Origin of the sequence: Hydrogenovibrio marinus (assembly GCF_013340845.1) — a bacterium.
GTDB lineage: Bacteria > Pseudomonadota > Gammaproteobacteria > Thiomicrospirales > Thiomicrospiraceae > Hydrogenovibrio > Hydrogenovibrio marinus.
The window spans coordinates 1903098-1922078 of the sequence record NZ_AP020335.1; the positions used below are offsets into that span (position 1 = coordinate 1903098).

13 protein-coding genes are annotated in these 18981 nt (G+C 39.8%); 1 reads left to right on the forward strand and 12 read right to left on the reverse strand.

All coding sequences use genetic code 11. From position 1 onward, the window contains the following. Window positions 1–65 precede the first annotated feature (65 nt). The 12 genes from HVMH_RS09085 to HVMH_RS09140 form a co-directional block, all read right to left on the reverse strand. The gene (locus HVMH_RS09085; RefSeq protein ID WP_029913072.1) at window positions 66–1292 is read right to left on the reverse strand and encodes an aspartate kinase; all 1227 of its coding nucleotides are present in this window, start codon (window positions 1290–1292) and stop codon (window positions 66–68) included. Window positions 1293–1307: 15 nt separating this feature from the next. Further along, complete coding sequence (alaS, locus tag HVMH_RS09090) at window positions 1308–3899, reverse strand: alanine--tRNA ligase (RefSeq protein WP_029913069.1); 2592 nt, start codon at window positions 3897–3899, stop codon at window positions 1308–1310. 60 nt (window positions 3900–3959) lie between these two features. Further along, window positions 3960–4445 (reverse strand): regulatory protein RecX, encoded by a 486-nt coding sequence (locus tag HVMH_RS09095; RefSeq protein ID WP_232087756.1) that lies wholly within the window; start codon window positions 4443–4445, stop codon window positions 3960–3962. Between the two features lie 24 nt (window positions 4446–4469). Continuing rightward, the gene (recA, locus tag HVMH_RS09100) at window positions 4470–5507 is read right to left on the reverse strand and encodes a recombinase RecA (protein WP_029913063.1); all 1038 of its coding nucleotides are present in this window, start codon (window positions 5505–5507) and stop codon (window positions 4470–4472) included. A 294-nt stretch (window positions 5508–5801) separates the two neighbouring features. Then, a complete protein-coding gene (locus HVMH_RS09105) occupies window positions 5802–6299 on the reverse strand; it encodes a CinA family protein (RefSeq protein ID WP_029913060.1) in 498 nt (165 codons plus the stop codon). Window positions 6300–6675: 376 nt separating this feature from the next. Then, window positions 6676–7386, reverse strand: coding sequence for a hypothetical protein (locus HVMH_RS09110; protein WP_029913056.1), 711 nt, complete (start codon window positions 7384–7386; stop codon window positions 6676–6678). Next, window positions 7292–13603, reverse strand: coding sequence for a hypothetical protein (locus HVMH_RS09115; RefSeq protein ID WP_029913053.1), 6312 nt, complete (start codon window positions 13601–13603; stop codon window positions 7292–7294). Before HVMH_RS09115 ends, HVMH_RS09110 begins: the two co-directional genes overlap by 95 nt. An 18-nt stretch (window positions 13604–13621) precedes the next feature. Continuing rightward, entirely contained in the window at window positions 13622–14407 is a 786-nt protein-coding gene (locus tag HVMH_RS09120) for an HNH endonuclease (protein ID WP_197942623.1), read from the reverse strand. After that, on the reverse strand, window positions 14361–15722 hold the full coding sequence (locus HVMH_RS09125; RefSeq protein ID WP_029913048.1) for an AAA family ATPase: 1362 nt from the start codon (window positions 15720–15722) through the stop codon (window positions 14361–14363). Before HVMH_RS09125 ends, HVMH_RS09120 begins: the two co-directional genes overlap by 47 nt. A gap of 281 nt (window positions 15723–16003) precedes the next feature. Then, window positions 16004–16942: a hypothetical protein gene (locus HVMH_RS09130; RefSeq protein WP_029913045.1), complete on the reverse strand. Its 939-nt coding sequence runs from the start codon at window positions 16940–16942 to the stop codon at window positions 16004–16006. After that, entirely contained in the window at window positions 16933–17148 is a 216-nt protein-coding gene (locus tag HVMH_RS09135; protein ID WP_029913042.1) for a helix-turn-helix transcriptional regulator, read from the reverse strand. The genes HVMH_RS09130 and HVMH_RS09135 overlap by 10 nt, the downstream gene beginning before the upstream one ends. Before the next feature lie 309 nt (window positions 17149–17457). Beyond that, window positions 17458–18207 (reverse strand): hypothetical protein, encoded by a 750-nt coding sequence (locus HVMH_RS09140; RefSeq protein WP_029913039.1) that lies wholly within the window; start codon window positions 18205–18207, stop codon window positions 17458–17460. 185 nt (window positions 18208–18392) lie between these two features. On the opposite strand from HVMH_RS09140, the gene HVMH_RS09145 reads away from it, so the two are divergent. Continuing rightward, window positions 18393–18932, forward strand: coding sequence for a hypothetical protein (locus HVMH_RS09145; RefSeq protein WP_029913036.1), 540 nt, complete (start codon window positions 18393–18395; stop codon window positions 18930–18932). The last annotated feature ends 49 nt before the right edge of the window (window positions 18933–18981 follow it).

Consider the following 18981-nt stretch of genomic DNA (forward strand, 5'->3'; position numbering starts at 1 on the left):
GAAAAATGTCCATAAAAAAAGGCTCATAAATGAGCCTTTTTTTCATTCATAAAGTTGAGAAAACTTTATTTATCTAACTCAAAGGCTTGGTGCAACGCCTTAACCGCCGTTTCCAAATATTGCTCATCAATCACGACCGAAATCTTGATTTCAGTCGTACCAATCATCTGAATGTTGATATTGTTGTCAGCCAATGTTTTGAACATCGTGCTCGCAATCCCTGAATGGGACTTCATGCCAACACCTACCATAGAGATCTTCACGATTGTGTCATCACAAAGTGTTTCGCGTGCACCAAGCTCACTGGCAATCTTCTTGATGATATCCTTCGCCATGTTCAAATCGTTTCTGGCAACTGTAAAAGTAAAGTCCGTCGTGCCATCAATACCTTGGTTTTGGATGATCATATCAATTTCAATATTCGCATCAGAAATAGGCCCTAGAATTTTGTAAGCCACACCAGGCTTATCCGGCACACCCAAAATCATTAACTTAGCTTCATCACGACTGAACGCAATACCGGAAATCAATGGTTTTTCCATTCCCAATCCCTCAAAATCTTCTTCTGAAATCAATAATGTACCGCCCCCATCTTGCAACGAAGACAATACTCTCAAAGGTACTTTATATTTGCTAGCAAACTCTACTGAGCGAATTTGCAAAACTTTCGCGCCTAAGCTAGCCAGTTCCAGCATTTCGTCATAGGTAATGACGTCCAGGCGCTTCGCTTCAGGCACCACTCGCGGGTCTGTAGTGTAAACACCATCAACATCCGTATAGATCTGGCACTCATCCGCTTTCAAGGCTGCTGCCAAAGCTACGGCAGTCGTGTCCGAACCACCACGCCCTAAAGTTGTGATATCGCCCTCAGGCGTTACCCCTTGGAAGCCTGCAACAACCACAACCTTACCTTGATTCAACTGTGCCATCATTTTGTCGGCATCAATGTCTTCAATACGCGCTTTGAAGTGGACGTTATTGGTATGAATAGGCACCTGCCATCCCGTATAGGAAATCGCATCATAACCTTTTTGCTGAAGCGCCATACTCAGCAATGCAATCGTAACCTGCTCACCAGTCGTCAAAAGGACGTCCAACTCTCTTCTTGAAGGCTCGTCTTGCATTTCCTTCGCCAAGGCCATCAAACGGTTAGTTTCTCCACTCATAGCAGAAACCGCGACCACTACCTGATGCCCTTCATCAACGAATTTTGCGACCTTATTCGCTACATTTTTTATTCTTTCGACGCTACCAACCGATGTACCGCCATATTTTTGGACAATCAATGCCATCTGTTTTTATGCTTCCTATTTACTTTCCACCCAAGCCTGAACAGAAGCCAAGGCTTCATCAAGCTTGCTTGGATCATTCCCACCAGCCTGAGCCATATCAGGACGACCGCCGCCTTTTCCACCCACTTGTGAGGCAACGTGATTGACTAGCTCTCCAGCTTTATATGTTTTTGTAATTGACTTGCTGACACCCGCAACCAGAGTAACCTTGTCGTCCATCACCGCCGACAACACAATAATGGCTGGTTCCAGCTTATCTCTTAGCGAATCCAATGTTTCACGAAGTGTATTAACGTCTGCACCTTCCAACTTAGCGGCTAAGACACTAACATCACCCATTTTGACAACCGAGCTGGCCAAATCACTTCCTTGGGAAGATGCCAGCTTGGATTGTAATTGTTTAATCAGTTTTTCTTGTTCGCGCTGCTCTGCAACCAATTGAAGAACCTTGTTTTCAACTTGTTGTTTGTCAGACTTCACTGCCGCAGAGATATTGAGAAGCGTCTGCTCGTTTTTGTAAATCGCGTCCCAAGCACCTTCACCCGTCACCGCTTCAATACGACGCACGCCGGAAGCAATACCCGTTTCAGACAAAATACGGAAAGGCCCGATTTGACCCGTGGAATTGACGTGTGTTCCACCGCAAAGCTCAATTGAGAAGGTTCCCATATCAACTACTCGAACCACGTCACCATACTTCTCACCGAAAAGTGCCATCGCCCCTTTTGATTTAGCGGCTTCGATATTCATCTCTTCCGTGCAAACTGGTGTGTTCAACATGATGTTGTGATTAACAAGCTTTTCAATCTCAAGCAACTTCTCGGCAGAAATCGGTTCAAAATGCGCAAAGTCAAAACGCAATCTTTCTGGTTGAACCAAAGACCCTTTCTGCTGAACATGTGTTCCCAAAATTTGTCTTAGCGCTGCATGCAACAAATGCGTTGCCGAGTGATTTTTCTCCGAAGCACGACGTGCCGCGACATCAACCTGAGCATGAAGTGTCTGTCCAACTTTCAACTGACCAGCCGTCACACGCCCAATATGAAGGAATGCACCACCTTGTTTTTGACAGTCATCAACATGGAAACTGTTCATGCCTTCCGTCAGGCTTCCAGAATCACCTGCCTGACCACCAGATTCGCCATAGAAAGGCGTTTGATCCAAAATAACAATTGCATCTTGACCTTCAACAGCAGAGTCTACAGAGGCTTCACCTACGAAGATTGCCTGAATCACGCCGTCAGCATCGTCTTTGTGATAACCCAGGAATTTTGTTTGACCGTTGAAATCAATTTTGCCTTTTGATTGCGCTGAGAAGTTGCTGGCAGAACGCGCACGCTCACGCTGAGCTTCCATCTCTCTCTCAAAACCAACTTCATCAACTGTTAAGCCACGTTCACGCGCAACGTCAGCAGTCAAATCCAAAGGAAAACCATAGGTGTCATATAACTTGAATGCCGTCGTCCCACTAATAACGTCAGATTGTAAAGAAGCAATATCTTCTTCCAAAATCTTCATACCGTTTTCCAGGGTTTCAGCAAAACGCTCTTCTTCCAACTTCAGCGCTCTTTCGACATTTGCCTGCTCTTTCACCAGCTCAGGATAAGCATCCCCCATTTGCTCAACCAATACAGGTACCAGCTTATGGAAGAAAGCTTGTGTTTGCCCTAGCTTGTAACCATGACGAATCGCACGACGGATAATACGTCTCAACACATATCCGCGCCCTTCATTTGAAGGCAGTACGCCATCAACAATCATGAACGAACACGAACGAATATGGTCTGCAATAACGCGCAAAGAACTGTTGGTTAGGTTTTTTTCACCTGTCAGTTCAGACGCTTTTTGAACAATAGCTTTGAATAGGTCGATATCATAGTTGTTATGCTCTTTTTGCATAACTGCTGCCAAACGCTCCAAGCCCATTCCGGTATCAACAGAAGGCTTCGGCAATGGTGTCAACGTGCCGTCTGCAGAACGATCAAACTGCATGAATACCAAGTTCCAGATTTCGATATAACGATCGCCGTCTTCATCTGGCGATCCTGGAGGACCACCGGCAACGCTTTCGCCATGATCGTAGAAAATCTCACTACAAGGTCCGCAAGGCCCTGTATCACCCATCGACCAGAAGTTGTCTTTAGCGCCACAACGTGAAAAACGCGTCGCATCAATGCCCATTTCTTTCAACCAGATATCTTCGGCTTCTTTATCTTCTTCAAAGACCGTTACCCAAAGCTTGTCTTCCGGCAGATTCAATTCTTCAGTCAAAAACTTCCAAGCGTACTGAATCGCTTCACGTTTGAAATAGTCTCCAAAACTGAAGTTCCCAAGCATCTCAAAGAAAGTATGGTGACGAGCGGTATAACCGACATTTTCCAAGTCGTTATGCTTTCCGCCTGCACGAATACAACGCTGAACACTGGTCGCACGAGTGTAATCACGCGTTTCTTGACCCAAAAAGGTTTCTTTAAACTGAACCATTCCTGCGTTGGTAAACAGCAGGGTCGGGTCGTTTGCCGGCACGACTGGGCTAGAATGCACAGCGGTATGGCCTTGCTTTACAAAAAAGTCTAAAAACGCTTTTCTGATTTCTGCACTGGTCATAAAGTTACTTTCCTAGAGTTTTACTCATTAATTCAAATTTTGTATTCGTCGCCGGTTTCGTTATCGCATTGCTTTCCATATCTGCGATTGGCTAAAACCACGACTTTGTAGAAAGCGCATTCTACGCGCTTGCTCCTTCATTTCTTTTGGCTTGATAGCGTCGCCGTATTTCTTTTCCAAAGTGGCTTGAGCAATTTCAGCCCAATCGGAATCATCCATTTCCAAATACGTTTCTATCAAATCCGATGCGTCGGTACGCTGCTGCAGGGTCTGGCGAATTTTATAAGGACCATGCCCTTTTTCAATCCCTTGCCGAACACTAACCTCAACAAAACGCTCATCTGACAGCCAACCGTTTTTTTGGCAAGTCAGAATGACAAAATCGACCAGGTTGGGTCGATTTTCAGTCTCGGGGAATTTTTCCTTGAGTTTTCGCTTCAGCTCTTTGGAACCATGCTCACGCATGGCGAGTAAGTAAACCGCCCTCGCCTCCATTTGTTTGACTAAGTCAATCTCTTCGGCAGAGGCGGTTTCAAGCGAAAACAAGATAGTGAAACTCAATTAAAAGGTTTAAGCTTCGCTATCTACTTCAACGTCAGCCGCTTTCGCATCTTTCTTCGCCGGCATCAGTTTTTCTTTAATTTGGGCTTGTAAGGTTTCGTTGATCTCAGGATTCTCTTTCAAATACTGACGAACGTTATCCTTACCTTGACCGATTTTTTGACCTTGGTAGCTATACCAAGCACCGGCCTTCTCAATCAGTTTCTCTTTTACACCAAGGTCAATCACTTCACCTTCGCGAGAAATCCCTTCGCCATACAAGATGTCGAACTCAACCTGCTTAAACGGAGGCGCCACTTTGTTTTTCACAACTTTGACGCGCGTCTCGTTTCCTAAAATCTCTTCGCCTTTTTTGATGGCACCGATTCGACGGATATCCAAACGAACCGAAGAATAAAACTTCAATGCGTTACCGCCCGTCGTGGTTTCTGGGTTACCAAACATCACACCGATTTTCATACGAATCTGGTTGATGAAAATAACCAAGGTATTCGTACGCTTGATATTTGCTGTCAACTTACGCAACGCCTGAGACATCAAACGTGCCTGTAGCCCCATATGGGAATCACCCATCTCACCTTCAATTTCCGCCTTAGGCGTCAAAGCCGCGACCGAGTCAACAACCACAACATCAACTGCACCAGAACGCACCAATGAATCGGTAATTTCCAACGCCTGTTCACCGGTATCCGGCTGAGAAACCAATAGGTTATCCAGATCTACACCCAACTTTTCAGCATAGATAGGGTCAAGCGCATGCTCGGCATCCACAAACGCCGCTGTTCCACCCGTCTTTTGCATTTCTGCAATGACGTGTAGCGTCAATGTTGTCTTACCAGAAGACTCTGGACCGTAAATCTCGACGATACGACCGCGTGGCAAACCGCCAATACCCAATGCAATATCCAATCCCAAAGATCCGGTTGAAATCGCTTCAATGTCACGAGCAACGCTTTGATCGCCCATCCTCATGATTGAACCTTTACCAAATTGCTTTTCAATTTGACCTAAGGCCGCTTCAAGAGCTTTCTTTTTGTTTTCATCCATTGAACTTTTCCTACTTTTGATTGGTTAGCATTTCGGAGATTGGCGCTGTTCCCATGAGGGAAAAACCTTCAAAAACGAGCGCAAATTTTAGCCGAAAATTATCCCATAATTTAAGGATTTAAGCACTTAATTTTTGAGGTGAACAGGGGTTTTTTGTGTATTTCTCATTAAACCGTGTTGAAAGAAAATCAGACCCAGTTATCAACAAGAAAGAAATGTTCTGCTTTTTAGCGTAAAAAGTGGGTTTTAAGAAAGAAAAGATTAGGTTTACGCCCGCTTGAGTGCGGGCAGAAATTATTCGTTCAAAAGGTCTAAAACACCTTTCAAAGCCTCTACAGTACATTGGCTTCTCACAGCATCGCGATCACCGCCAAAATGAAATTCTTTTGAAACCAGTTTGTCATGACCTTGTATCGCCCAAGAAATCCAAACCGTTCCTACCGGTTTATCTGGCGTTCCGCCTCCAGGTCCGGCAATACCACTACAAGCAACTGCCACCTTGGCATGCGACTGTTGTAATGCACCTAGCACCATTTCTTCCACGCACTCTTGGCTGACAGCCCCTTTTTTCATGATGGTCGTTTCTTTGACACCCAGCATTTCTTTTTTCGCTTCATAACTATAAGTTACATAGGCTCTATCGAACCATGCTGTACTGCCTGCGATCGAAGTCAAAGCTTCGGCAATCAATCCACCGGTACACGACTCCGCAGTCACAATCATTTTTTCATGGTTTTTCAAGGCTTCGCCCACCTCTGAAACCAAACTAAATAATTGAGAACGATCACTCATGAAAGAGGCTCCTTTAGGTTTTAATACATCTGAGTTCGAATCCCCCGCCATCAAAAAAGGCGAAACAACTCAAGTTTGACTAGGATACCTTTTTTTGCATTTTTTTGACAGCTTCGACAAAATCAAATTCCGTCAAAACTGCAAAAAAACCTTTAAAACGGTAAAATCATCCTCTAATCGTTTTGTTAACCATTTTTACACAACGGAATTTTCCGAAACACGACTCTAAATCGCCCGACAACATGACCAAAAAAACCAAATCCGAAACAACCCACACCCCCATGATGCATTAGTGACAGAATCATGAGTATAAAAGGGATTAAATGGATTAATTAAAAAGATGTTACGCCAATTGTTACGCCAATAAATTTAACCTTCAATTTTCGTCTTCAAACATATTCAATCGTTCCATCAAAGCCGACCTTACTGAAACACTGAATTTTTCAAATTTTTCTAGCTTATCAATACGTTTTTTCAGCTCATTGATATTTTCTTGCTGAGAACCATTACGCTCCCTATAAACCCTCAGCAAAAACTTAACCTCATCACTTTCTACAGTTCCAACAACACTCTTTATCCACCCTTTAACTTCATCCGTATCTGCTAATTTCATTGAATGTTCAAGCAAAAAGGAAATAAGAATTCTAGCAGTCTCATCCAATACCTTAATGCCTTCGAGCCACTTGACTAACTCTGCATTTTCATCGGCAAGAAACTCCTCAAAAAAACTATTACTGATATAACGCGGAATTGAATTTTCTGGACTTAATGAATCCAAAACCAAGAACACAGGCTCTAAACTCTCAAATGGCCGAGATCCGTTAGGAAAACTTGACCGGCTTTCCCATAGTTTTATTATTGTTTCAAAGCATTTCTGCTTGGCTTCTTGGCTAGATGTTGTCTCGGCCACATCTATTTGCTCGGCAAGATAATTAATCATCCAAAAGGTTATTTCATCAGAATCATTATTTTGAAAAGAATTTAATAACCTTTTACCTAAGTTGATAACTCTTTCTTGTATCTCTAAGTTTTCCGTCTCCAGATAAGATGAAGGTCTTGCTATAGCTTGGGATATATCCGATTTCATTACCACTACTCCTATCTCTTCGGTGCCCGACAATTGATCGTTCAATATCAACCTGAAGAGCAATATCAACATTTAATAGATTACAAATCTCTAGAAGGAATGTAACAGATGCCAAAGCCACCGCCCCTTTACAACGATAAGAATTCCCTGCATCTTCAGAGTGAGCTTGATCTTCACTCCAAAACCTATTTGTAAAGCAAACTCTGCTATCAGATAGGTCATAATATGACTTTTGATCATCACTCTGCCTTAATGCAAATTCGTTCAATACAATATCTTTCAATCTATATGGACGCGCATCCATTTCTGCAGAATTCGGGTCTTTTTCTTCAACACTATTCAGCCAATCATTTCGTGTAAGCCATGCTTTCGCTGTAAAAGTGGCTAAATCGTCCTTATCATCATTGGTACAAAAATTGAGCAAATAGCACTCATGGAGATGGTTCTCATAGTCGATCGTCGTATGTAATAAAGACTGACTTAGAGCCTTTGGAACAAGAATACTTCTATACGAAATATCTTCATTCCTTCCATTTTTATATTCATTCCATGTACCAGCAACATTAAGACAAAGCTGAGAATCATTTTTATGAACCAATAAATCAATAAAGTCATTAGCCTGTATTTCCCAACGCCAACCATTACTGAAATCATGTTCAGTCCATTCACGCCTATTTAGAGGAAATGGATCTCTGAGTTCGGATAGCAATACATTATTGTGATTAAGAATTAAAACTTCACTTAACCATTCATCCCACTCTGATGATGTTTCCTGATAATTCTGCAGTGATGGCATTGCATATAAAAGCTTCGATGCCACTTCAAGTAGTAAATGATACGAAAGATAAAACGAATAACCATCCACTTGAGGATAAGAATGATGAGAAGCATGAGTGTCATAGGCGTCCCTGAGCCCTTTCCACTTATCTCTTCTATTATCAGCTATATACTGAGATTCGAATTTCATTCTCCACTTATTAAAGAGAATATCTTTTGCCAAATCTTCAACCTGTTGGGTTGATATACCAAACACTCTTCCAAGAGGTTCAAACCAATATCGATCAAAATCATGTGCAAACCAAACATCTGGCAAAGAACTTACTGAAACATTAAGGCGCAAAGGAATTTGTGCTTTATAAGCATATCTGTTTTCTTGAATTGGTTCGAATGGAGAAATGCATGACTTTGAAATATTGCTGAATGCCTCAGAATTGAATAACTCAGGACAATCTTTTGCAATCTGTAAACAGATTTGTTTTGCATAATACTGATGAAGAATACCTTGCTCCTGATTAATGGCTAGCTTAGTAAAAATTTCACTCCTACTAACCAGCAATCTAGAACTACCATACACACAACGAGTTAATGCAACAAGTAGATATAGCTTGGCGTGTAAATCAAAAAACGGACATCCATTTGGAGTAAAAAATTTGGGTAAAGGCTTTTCAAAATGGTCAATTAAAGCATATATCGCTTCTTGGCAATCGAGTTCAAACAACCTAATTACTGCATGAACAGCATGCCATCGCTCATTTGGAAAAGGGGAGCCTAAATTGGCAAAAATATAACCAACTAAAGCACCTCGAAGACTTTCTGGAATAGATTGGTTTTCTTGCCAAAGACCATCGCCAAAATCATCTTCCAAATAAACTTCAAATCTTGATAACCCCTGATTTATAAGACTGTTAGAATCTTCAACACTTAATTTATCCGCATTAAAATGTACAAAACCAAATAATGCTTCTGAAGATTCAATATCAACCGAACAACTGAGCCCCTTAACAATCCCTTCTTGAATGGCGGAATTGCTCTCTCTATCAAGAGTAAAATATTTAGAATAATAGGAATATATATTGACGAATTGATAAGGGAAGCGAGCCACAATTTTTTTAACTAGCTGATTCCATATAGCTTCAACGGAAGCTTTCGCTTTCCATTCCTGTGGAAAGTATTCAAACGCACTTTTAATATCATAAAAATCGAGCGACTCAACCTCACATACCAACGATAAAAACTTGGCCGCTTTTCTAGATGAAATTTTCTGGTAACAACCGCTCCAAAACCTTTCATTTTGCCTGTATACTTCCTGTTGTTCATACACAAGGAAAGCATTCTGAAACCCCACAGGAGTAAGGATGTCGAATTCCCCATAGGTTGAATCCCAGCTATTTTCATCAGTCTCTTCTTTCGCAGAAGCTTTAGGGCTTTGAACGGTTTTCTCTATATGAACTAATTGAGAAACATTATTTAATTCCGCATTTGGCAATCCATATTTTTCTGAAACTTTAGAGATTTTTGACCATACATCTCCCTCAACGCCACTGACTCTAAATTCTCGAATCAAATGATCAAACATTGTCTGCTGTTTATTTCGAGACCTTTCTTTTGCAATACACTTTTCGCAAAAATCAACTTTTCCATATTCCCAAGAAAAAGCTGATAAAGAGTATGCTTCTGCGGGTAATAACAAACCTGAGTCTATCGTATTGTTTGCCAAGGAAACCATAGAACGGTGATCCCAACCAACATTTCTTTCTTTCCAACGATTCACTATGGCGAATGCAGACGCTGGCGATAACTTAAAACACGTCGAAAGAGCATCATTTCTATCCCAATGTTTTTCGCGCGATACAACGTCACCAATCATTTCTGCACATCTCATATAACGATGAGCTAGTGCTGCTTGGTCATCATTAGAATCCGCAGCCCTTTTGGCCACAGCGGTTATTGCTTCCCAACGATGAATCGCCTCATTTCCGAATTTTGATGCTTTATTTAGTGCTAAATCAAAATAAGCTGCTGCATCTTCTTTTCCAACACTTAAAACAGCTCTAGCTAATTGAATATAGCTTTCAGAATAAGATTCAGGAGATTCCTCTAGGTCGAACTCTTTTAGGGCTTTACGACAAGCTTCTTCTGCCAAATCACTCAATATTTCTAAGTTGTCATTTCGGCAACTTGCTCGAAGAAAATACAGATCATTCTGAAGATTTGACGCTAAATCGCCAGCCTTATACTCATTACAAAAGAGAGTTATCGCATCCTTGCATTCATGCTTACAATGCAAAATGCATTCAAACATAGCTTTAGTTGCCTCATGACGACATGGATCATAATCATGGTAATAAATTGCTGGTTTGTTATTATCAGATAATTTTTTTGCATTAATAAATGCATCACTTAGACCGAAATTTCCGCCTGCTAGTATTCTGGATTTAACCATATACCATGGCAATAATCGTCCGATAAACTCTTTTGCATTACGAAGCTCTCTATTTTCCTCAGATGAACCATCTGTACTAATCCACTGTTGATCTATAACACTGTCTAAAGCCAAATTAAAATCGTTGACCAGAACAGCTTTTATACTTAAATATCTAAGATAATTTTCCCTGATGGGATAATGTTGATATTTATCTGCAATCTCCCATAGGCGAGGAGCTATGTAGTAGAAGGAAAGTGCAGTCCCAATCTTTTTATGTGGTAGCTTATGTATCAGACAAGCTTCAAAAAAAGACAGGAATGCACCCAGAGAATTTTTTTTCCCGTACCACTCACCTGATGGTTTTTCAATAGAGTTATCTTGAGAAGTAATATGCTTTAAGCATTCCGTCAGACATTGCTTTGGGGCAGTTACTCCTACTTTCATCAGCTCTGAATTAATCGCAAGAATAAAACTAGCATTATCCTTTCCATAACTAGCCATTTGAAAAATGGTTTCAAAATCACCTGAATCAATCAAACGTTCTGTAAATGAACTTGTAAGTCTAAAAATCACAGTCTGAGGAGACCAAGACAATAGAAAATCTGTACAATTTTGCCATCCTAGTAAGTTCATTTTGGCTGTGGTAATTTCAAGAAGTTCAATATCATCTAACTGCTCGTGAAATAACTCTTCGTCTTCCTTTGCATTTCGTCTTTTTTCAAAATATCTGTATAACCAATGAACCCCAGATCTTAAACGGCTCTGCGCTTCTCCTTTGGTTGATGAAAGAGACGAAAGTAACGAGGCTGAATAAACAGTTTCTGAACCGTTCCAACTACCACTAAATGCTTTTCTATAAGCCAATTCTTGAATTCGATTAGATTCAAAAAACTCTACAGTTAAATCTAAATTTTGCGAAAGGGTTTCTAGCTGTCGCGCATTAGCAGCAATTTCCTCTCCTGCCTTTAATGCTAACTGACAAGATTCGTACAATCTGCCATTTTTAAGTGCCGCTTTAAACGCATACTGCAAGCGAGAGATTTGTATTTGTTTTGCATCATACTCGCTATATTGAGGCAACCAATTGTCTGACAAAGCCAAGTTAACGAGTTCGTCAAACCTTTGTGACTTCAAGAGCAAAAGAGGAATATTTTCTGCGACATATGAGCTCTCTAAAGATAAAGGCTTGAGAACATCAACATACTGTGAAATTTGTTGTGAGCTCGCTGCAAACGTATCTTGAAACCATTTTTCCGTCGGCTCATCCCTAAACTGCACTGAATCATCCGTTAACCAAAGTGGACGACCTAAATCCGAGATAAAACTTCTAATTAAATCCTCTGGGACTTTGCTTACGCTAGCTAAAACTTTCAGTGGAACAAATGGTGGCAAAGTTGCTAACCCCGTACAAACACGTTCTATTTCTTCAACGTAATTTTTAGAAAAAGAGTCCCTAACTTCAGCAATTGATTCATTAAGCAGCTTCTCAATTAAATCTTCTACCGTTAAGGGGGTTGAGCCAAAAGACAGTAAAAGCTTTTCAAGAGACTTAGTCTGCAAAGAGAATGCATTAGCTTGAACACGAGGGTTTCCAGCTGTTAGCCGACAAAACTCTGTTGCATCCGATAAATTTGCACAAGGATAGCTTTGTTGCAGAAAAAGCAAAGTTTCTTCATTTGTGAATGGAGATAAAGATGTTTTATTTACACCGGACGGTGGATCAAGAAGATGTAAACGCTCTGGTCGACATGTAAATACCAACCTACAATTTTGTGGAACATTTTCTTTTAGCAAAAGCCTTGCAAATGATGTTTCTCCGAATTCTTCTGCCGCCATTTCCGCATTGTCTGCAGCGTCAAATACGATAACAAGTAGTGCATCTTGATCACGATTATGGAGATCCTGGCATACCTCATCAATCCTGCTTAAAAAAGCTCTAACCCAATAATCATCGGGTTCATTTCGAGTGGGGATAATCTGATCACATAAACTATCTTTTGCAAATGTGTTAACCAATTGAACTAGAGCATCTTGAGTACGATGTCTTTTTCCAGTTGATTTGCGGTAGCTCCCTCTTCCAAAACAGTCGTAAGCAATGACAATTGATGAATCATCAAAAAGCGTAGACAAGTTACTGCTTAAAGCAGATTTACCAGTTCCTCCACTCGCCGTAATGATCGTATGATTGTCTGCCAATTTTATTGATTTAATAATCTCAGACTCTTGGCGTCTAGGAACATAATTAGAAATGAAATCGAATAACGGAGGGGCTGGAAAAAAATCATTAATATCCGTGATATCGAATGCTTCTAAGATATCTTCTTTTTTAATGACATTGCTTTGTCTAGGCTCTATTTTTTCCCAGATTTTTGCAACTAAAAGCTTTTGTCTATCTTCAACATTTTTGGAAACACTTAAATTAGCCAACTCACGATGTATATCGTATTTTTGAACATCATAATTTCCTTCCGAATCACAAAGTATTAGGCATTTACAAAATGACGTTAGTTTGGACTGATTTAATCCAGTGTATTGTTTAATTGTCTTAGAAAAACTTTTATGGACTTCTTTCCATTTACCTTTTGCAATTTGAGAGACATTCCTCTTAAAGCTGGGGGCAATGATACGATTGGTAATTATTGTGAAGGTTGTGTTTTTATAATTGTTCTTATTATTCGAAAGCTCTTCAAAACGAGCCGCCAAGCCAATTATGGAGTCTTTGAGAAGGCTTAAAGTAAAATGCTTGTTTACTTGAACTGTAGAGTGCTTTAACTGAAAGTACTCTACAGATTTTTCACCCGTATTATTAACTTTATATTCAGCTAAATCTACTACGCACTCACCTTTAAGGTTGGGCTCTAATGAGCCTTCTATTGTGATGTGAGTTAAATCGGTATTGAAATCTAAGAGCTTTAAACTTCTTTTAACAGCCCAACGGTAGTGAAAAATATCGCCCGCTCTTGAGAAGTTAATAAGATCTGAATTCTCTTGTTCGTTTTGTTGATTAGGCAATTACTTGATCCTTTACATTCAGATCTTTCCACCATCCTGGAGGTTATCAGCATTAGGGTGAGGAGAAATAACCGATCCATCAGCCATATCAAAACATCCTGACTCTTCCGTACCTGAAATCGCTTGAATAAATCGGACTTTCATTTCAGGAATATCATCAAAAACAGCCATCCAAACGCTAAAAAAACCTGTTGCGACCATTAAATTAACAATACCATTAACTACTGCATTATTTGCTGGATCTTTACGGTAATCGACCAAAGAGTCCTCGGCCTGCCCCCAAATTTGCATTCGCTGACCAACTCTTTCGAGCGCAATATCTGTTTTTTTACCTTGTGATTTCTTCTTCCGAAGACCACATAAATCTAATGTTTTTTTGGCTGTTATCTGATGTCTAGCTGATAAACTTGGATTGGGAATAACGGTTCCATCAGCTTTATATTCAAATGCAAAAAAAGTATTGTCTCGGTCGGGAAAAAATAGATCCGAAAATATGACCTGCTTATCACCTTTGGTCGAGTTGCAATTGACACAAGCTAATAGAAAATTGGTCCAGACTGTTTCTAATTGAGGTTTTCCAAATGGCCCTTTTTTAGGTTCAATATGTTCAACTGCTAGAGATGTAGGTATTGGCCTTTCACAATAGCTACAATAGCTTGCCAAGTGAAGACCTCTAACATTTTTCCCTTTAGAAATCCGACCAATCAGATGGGGTTTCGCATCAGCATAGTCATTAAAATTTGTTGCTTGTGGAGAGTTATTTCGTCTGACTGGCCTCAATTTCTTCTCCAATAGTTTTAGCATATTGAAGCTCTAAAATGGCTTGATACGCAGGATTATCAGCATAAGGGGCAATCTGTGCAGCCAGCTTCTTTTTATATTCAGCTTGCTTTTCTTCAGGAGCCAGCTGTAGTGTATTCAAATTTTCAAGGAAGCTTTTAGCTACCTCCTTCATATCTTCATAGCGTGCACTTGTATCAGGCCTATCAACCCCCATTCTTTTCGCAATTTCTTCGATTCCTTTATTAGCGAAATCACTAATCGGCTGCCCATCAAGCACAATAAGCTCAGCTTCGTCTCTCAAAGATTGGATTAAAAATGGGGAGTGCGTTGTACAAATAAACTGAATTTTAGGAAATAGGCCACGGAGATCTTCAATAATCTGTCGTTGCCATTTAGGATGCAAGTGAAGATCTAGTTCATCAATTAGAACTACTCCCTCCGCTCTCTCGCTAGCATTTTCTTCAAGGTGAGGGTTTAAAATAGCCGCTCTACGTGCAATATCACAAAACAACCCCAGAATAGTTCGTTGTCCATCACTTAGTTGATCAAAAGGAACTACATTTCCATCTTCAAAATCCACCATTACTCTACTAGCTTCAAAATCAAACCTAAGGTCAGAACACCCCTCTAAAGCATATGTTGCAGCTTTTCGAATTGATTTTAAAACAGGAGTCTCTTCTTTTTGTTTCAATGAGGCTAGTTCATGCTTCAATAGCCACTCGCCTATTGCTTGATGATCAGCCGCTGTATGAAAACAATCGACATACGGATCAAACCGTGAATACTTGGCCTTAGCTGAGGCTTCAATATTCAACTCATTTTTAGGCAGCCAAAGCCGATCACACTCGTAAAACGCAATAACAGGTAAGTCAAACTCTTTCCCGTTTTCTATATAATCAAGAATGTCTCGACCAAGAGTGTCCAATCTCAAGTTATACCAAGTTGAAAACCCTGAGTACCTAATATCACCGTAAGTAGAGGTTCTTTCCGACTCCTCGGTCCATTTGCGCGTCCACTCGGCATGACAAGTTTTATTATTCCTATACCTATCAATTATCCTGGCTTGGCCTATAGCAGTAATTATTGCTTCTTTACTTTTATCAAAGCGGTTATCAACTACAACCTCTCGAACTTCATCGTCCTTGATTGGTCGAAGGTTTTTATCACTTTTGATATAAGCATTTGCCCAGCCACCAAGAGCAACCGCCACCGCTCTTAAAAGCGATGTTTTTCCAGCACCATTCTCACCAATAACTAGATTAAATTTAGAATTAAATGAAAACTCTTCATCCTTAAACAGTTTGAAATTTTTTATTGTAAGGCTGTCTATTCTCATACGTTCTTGCGCTAACTTTGATACCTTTCAAAAGGAAATAATAAGCTATATCTACTAAAGATTGATTTATAGTTCGTTAAGTATAAACTTAAGAGCGCTGATTTGACATGCCACTCACATTATTTAGCAAATAATGTAGGAGATGACATGATAAAAATGCATAAGCAACTCTTAAGCTAAATATCTTAGATGCTAAAGATACATAGTGTTAATCAATATGCCAACTAATCAACCAACTAGTGCTATACATACAATACAGGGACTATACATAGCATGCATTCTTACTCATTTTCAATGGACAAACGATCAGCAACACCGCGTTTCAAGACTGAATAATTCCTGCCAACTTTGAACCCAAACTGCATTAATTTCAGACCATATTCATGGCGTTTAATTAAACCCAGAATGTATAGCTTAGGCGGTGAAATCCTTCCTTTTAATCCTTTAGGGAAAAAGTCCGATTTCATTGTATAAGTTGCCCAACATGGAAAATCAAACACTTCCTCTATCTTCAATGGTACATGCTTTCTATCCACAAAAAAGCTGTTTCGTTTAGTGTTCAACATATACCTTAACTTACGCTCTGAACGCTTATCAGATACCAAGGTAAACAAATGAAAATGAGGAATCCATATTTTTAGTTCACGATCATAACAAACTTCAAATCCACCAAATACAACATCGTCATACCCCGATCTACTTAGCTGTTTTCTTAGCTTATCTTTGATCCGAACTACATCCTCAGCAACCATCTCAAAGAACTCTTGAGACCTTATGATTTCATTGTAATAGATGACGGTCATTGCTTTAAAACCTCCCCCGCTCTGTCTACCAAACCCGATCAACATATTGCTTAACTTCCGGCGGCTTTCTCTAGCACAGATCGGACAAGAGTGGCTATTGCATGGAGCTTCTGGAGAACAATACTGCAAAATAAAAAGGAGATCTGACGCTTGTTGCTTGAACCGTTTTAAGCATTTACGCCCTTGCTGATCACATTTACTGAGTTGCTTTTTAAGTAGCTGCTGCCGCTTATAAGACTCTAAAACAGCTTGTTCTATTGTTTCAAAATCATGACATTCCTCTTCAATGTTATATAAATACTCTGGGAGCCACTTATATTTCAACCATCTCAAGTTATCCTTTGATATATGATTTTTTAACTGTCTGAGCTTTATTTCAGAGGTTACTGCTCTCTGTACTGTGCTTTTCATCGACATGACTTTTCTCCTATAATGCTTGTTGCTTCAAGTTTCTCAATCCATTCCTCAATATCTCTATACCTCCAAGCAACCGCACGCCCTCCAGGCAACTGCAAAGGTCGAGGGAACTTCTCTGAATTGATCAATCTATATAGGGTTGTTTTAGAAATGGCACAAAGTGCTAAGACATCTTTAAGCTTTATTAGTTTTAAGCTGGTATTCATACGAATAACTCCTTTAAAGTTATGCGCACGCGAAATTGCGAACACCAGCTTCATTTACAAAACCCAAAACTCACATCAAACCTGCCTATTTAACGCATATAAAAATGACGGTCATACTTATAAGAACAAGCCAGCAGACCAATACAATGCTCCAACATTCGGAATTTAATTTTTAAGGGAGATATAGAAAATAAGGAAAGTAATAAAAGCCTAGCTTGGACGAGATTGATTGAGTTATCGAAAGGGCAATCACCCTCAATATGTCCGAAAACTAGGCATACATGTTTCAATTGAAATGGGTCTTAGTACTTATGACCAATTTTCGTAGGTGAAGTAAAAGTCGGAAAGTTCTTTCTGACCTTGCATTAAATATGAAAGAACCGCTCTTTTTGGCTCTAATGGGTATCTATCGACTTTTTCCTTTCCAGATATATCTTCATACTTGTCTATCATCTTTGCCATTGAAGTGTGGTCATTACTAAATACCTTTTCAAAATCATTAATTTCCTCCACAATCATGACGCTTTCAATAAATGAATGAAAACATCTATTCACAGGTTCACTTTTGACTCTTTCATTGAGAATTTTTAAACTAGCTTTGTCTTCAGTCATAACCAGCTTAATGCTAGGAACCCACATCCAGGAGCGCTGATCAAAGTTGTACTCGATCCAGCCATCAGCAATACCTTCAAACTGAATTTCTTCAAAATTCTCATACACTCTATTCTTGAAATCACGCACATCCCAATCACTAAAATCCAGGTCATCCATGGCTTCACTATAGTAATAAAGCGTTACAAGCTTATAATAATTTTCATCGCCATAAACCCTTGCTAAAAGCTCCTTATTTTTTTCCAGACGGTTTCTGGTATTACAAACCTGACATGCTGGGTTATTACATGGTTCAATACTTGTACACATACCCAATACATCTGCCAATTCTAAACTCATATCTCCACCATCCCTTCTTAATAAACTCTGTCTCTTGATAGATTCACTTTTACAGAAGGCCTCTGCTTCAACACCGTTTACTAATTGATAATTCGTAAAGTATTCCATAATTAATCTCCATTAATATTTAAGTTACGAACAGCATAATTGCTGATCGCACATCATTTACAAAACTTTAAATTCGCTTCAAACCATGCCATTTGACCCATATAAAAATGACCGTCATACTTAACCTGTAAAATCATGACTGTCATACCAGGACAGATACACCTACTAACCTATAAGGATTGATCATGGGACGAAAACAGAAATACCGATCAGAGGATGCTGCTTTGATAGGAAACAAAAAAGCACAACAAAAAAAACGAAGCAAATTTAAGGAAACTGGCTTTCAAACAATGGAGTTACTCCTCAGCTCAACAACGCAGAGCTTATTGTTTTCCGCCATGAGGAAAAATGGTTACCCAAACTACTCAACAGGGGCTTCCAGAGGAAAAGTTTTAGATGTCTCAAACTACCTGACATCCATTATTCGAAAGGTTTCAACTAGAAAACTGAAATATGGTGAATGCAAGATGGCTGATGAAATCTGGTTCATTCATGAAACTATCAAGCACCTCAGATGTGAACAAGAATTAAAACCGTCTGAGTGCCTTAAATTTTTGCAGGACAATAGCTACAAGATTCCAAACTATTTCGAATCCGCAGAGTGGAATACAGACATCATCAAAAAGCTTTCACACAGCAAAAAAGTTACAGAGATCATTACTGAAATAAACACAGATTGCTATGAAAATGGGAAGCGAGTAAAAATGCCTCAATTAACTGATTGATGCCGTCAATAATTGGCGCAAACCAACGCTTTAAGAATTGCCCAGAAAG

Coding starts and splice junctions, on each gene's coding strand:
- HVMH_RS09145 (WP_029913036.1), top strand. CDS start 18,393: ATGGGACGAAAACAGAAATACCGATCAGAGGATGCTGCTTTGATAGGA.
- HVMH_RS09130 (WP_029913045.1), bottom strand. CDS start 16,942: ATGTCGATGAAAAGCACAGTACAGAGAGCAGTAACCTCTGAAATAAAG.
- HVMH_RS09135 (WP_029913042.1), bottom strand. CDS start 17,148: ATGAATACCAGCTTAAAACTAATAAAGCTTAAAGATGTCTTAGCACTT.
- HVMH_RS09120 (WP_197942623.1), bottom strand. CDS start 14,407: ATGCTAAAACTATTGGAGAAGAAATTGAGGCCAGTCAGACGAAATAAC.
- recA (WP_029913063.1), bottom strand. CDS start 5,507: ATGGATGAAAACAAAAAGAAAGCTCTTGAAGCGGCCTTAGGTCAAATT.
- alaS (WP_029913069.1), bottom strand. CDS start 3,899: ATGACCAGTGCAGAAATCAGAAAAGCGTTTTTAGACTTTTTTGTAAAG.
- HVMH_RS09110 (WP_029913056.1), bottom strand. CDS start 7,386: ATGAAATCGGATATATCCCAAGCTATAGCAAGACCTTCATCTTATCTG.
- HVMH_RS09085 (WP_029913072.1), bottom strand. CDS start 1,292: ATGGCATTGATTGTCCAAAAATATGGCGGTACATCGGTTGGTAGCGTC.
- HVMH_RS09105 (WP_029913060.1), bottom strand. CDS start 6,299: ATGAGTGATCGTTCTCAATTATTTAGTTTGGTTTCAGAGGTGGGCGAA.
- HVMH_RS09140 (WP_029913039.1), bottom strand. CDS start 18,207: ATGGAATACTTTACGAATTATCAATTAGTAAACGGTGTTGAAGCAGAG.
- HVMH_RS09125 (WP_029913048.1), bottom strand. CDS start 15,722: ATGAGAATAGACAGCCTTACAATAAAAAATTTCAAACTGTTTAAGGAT.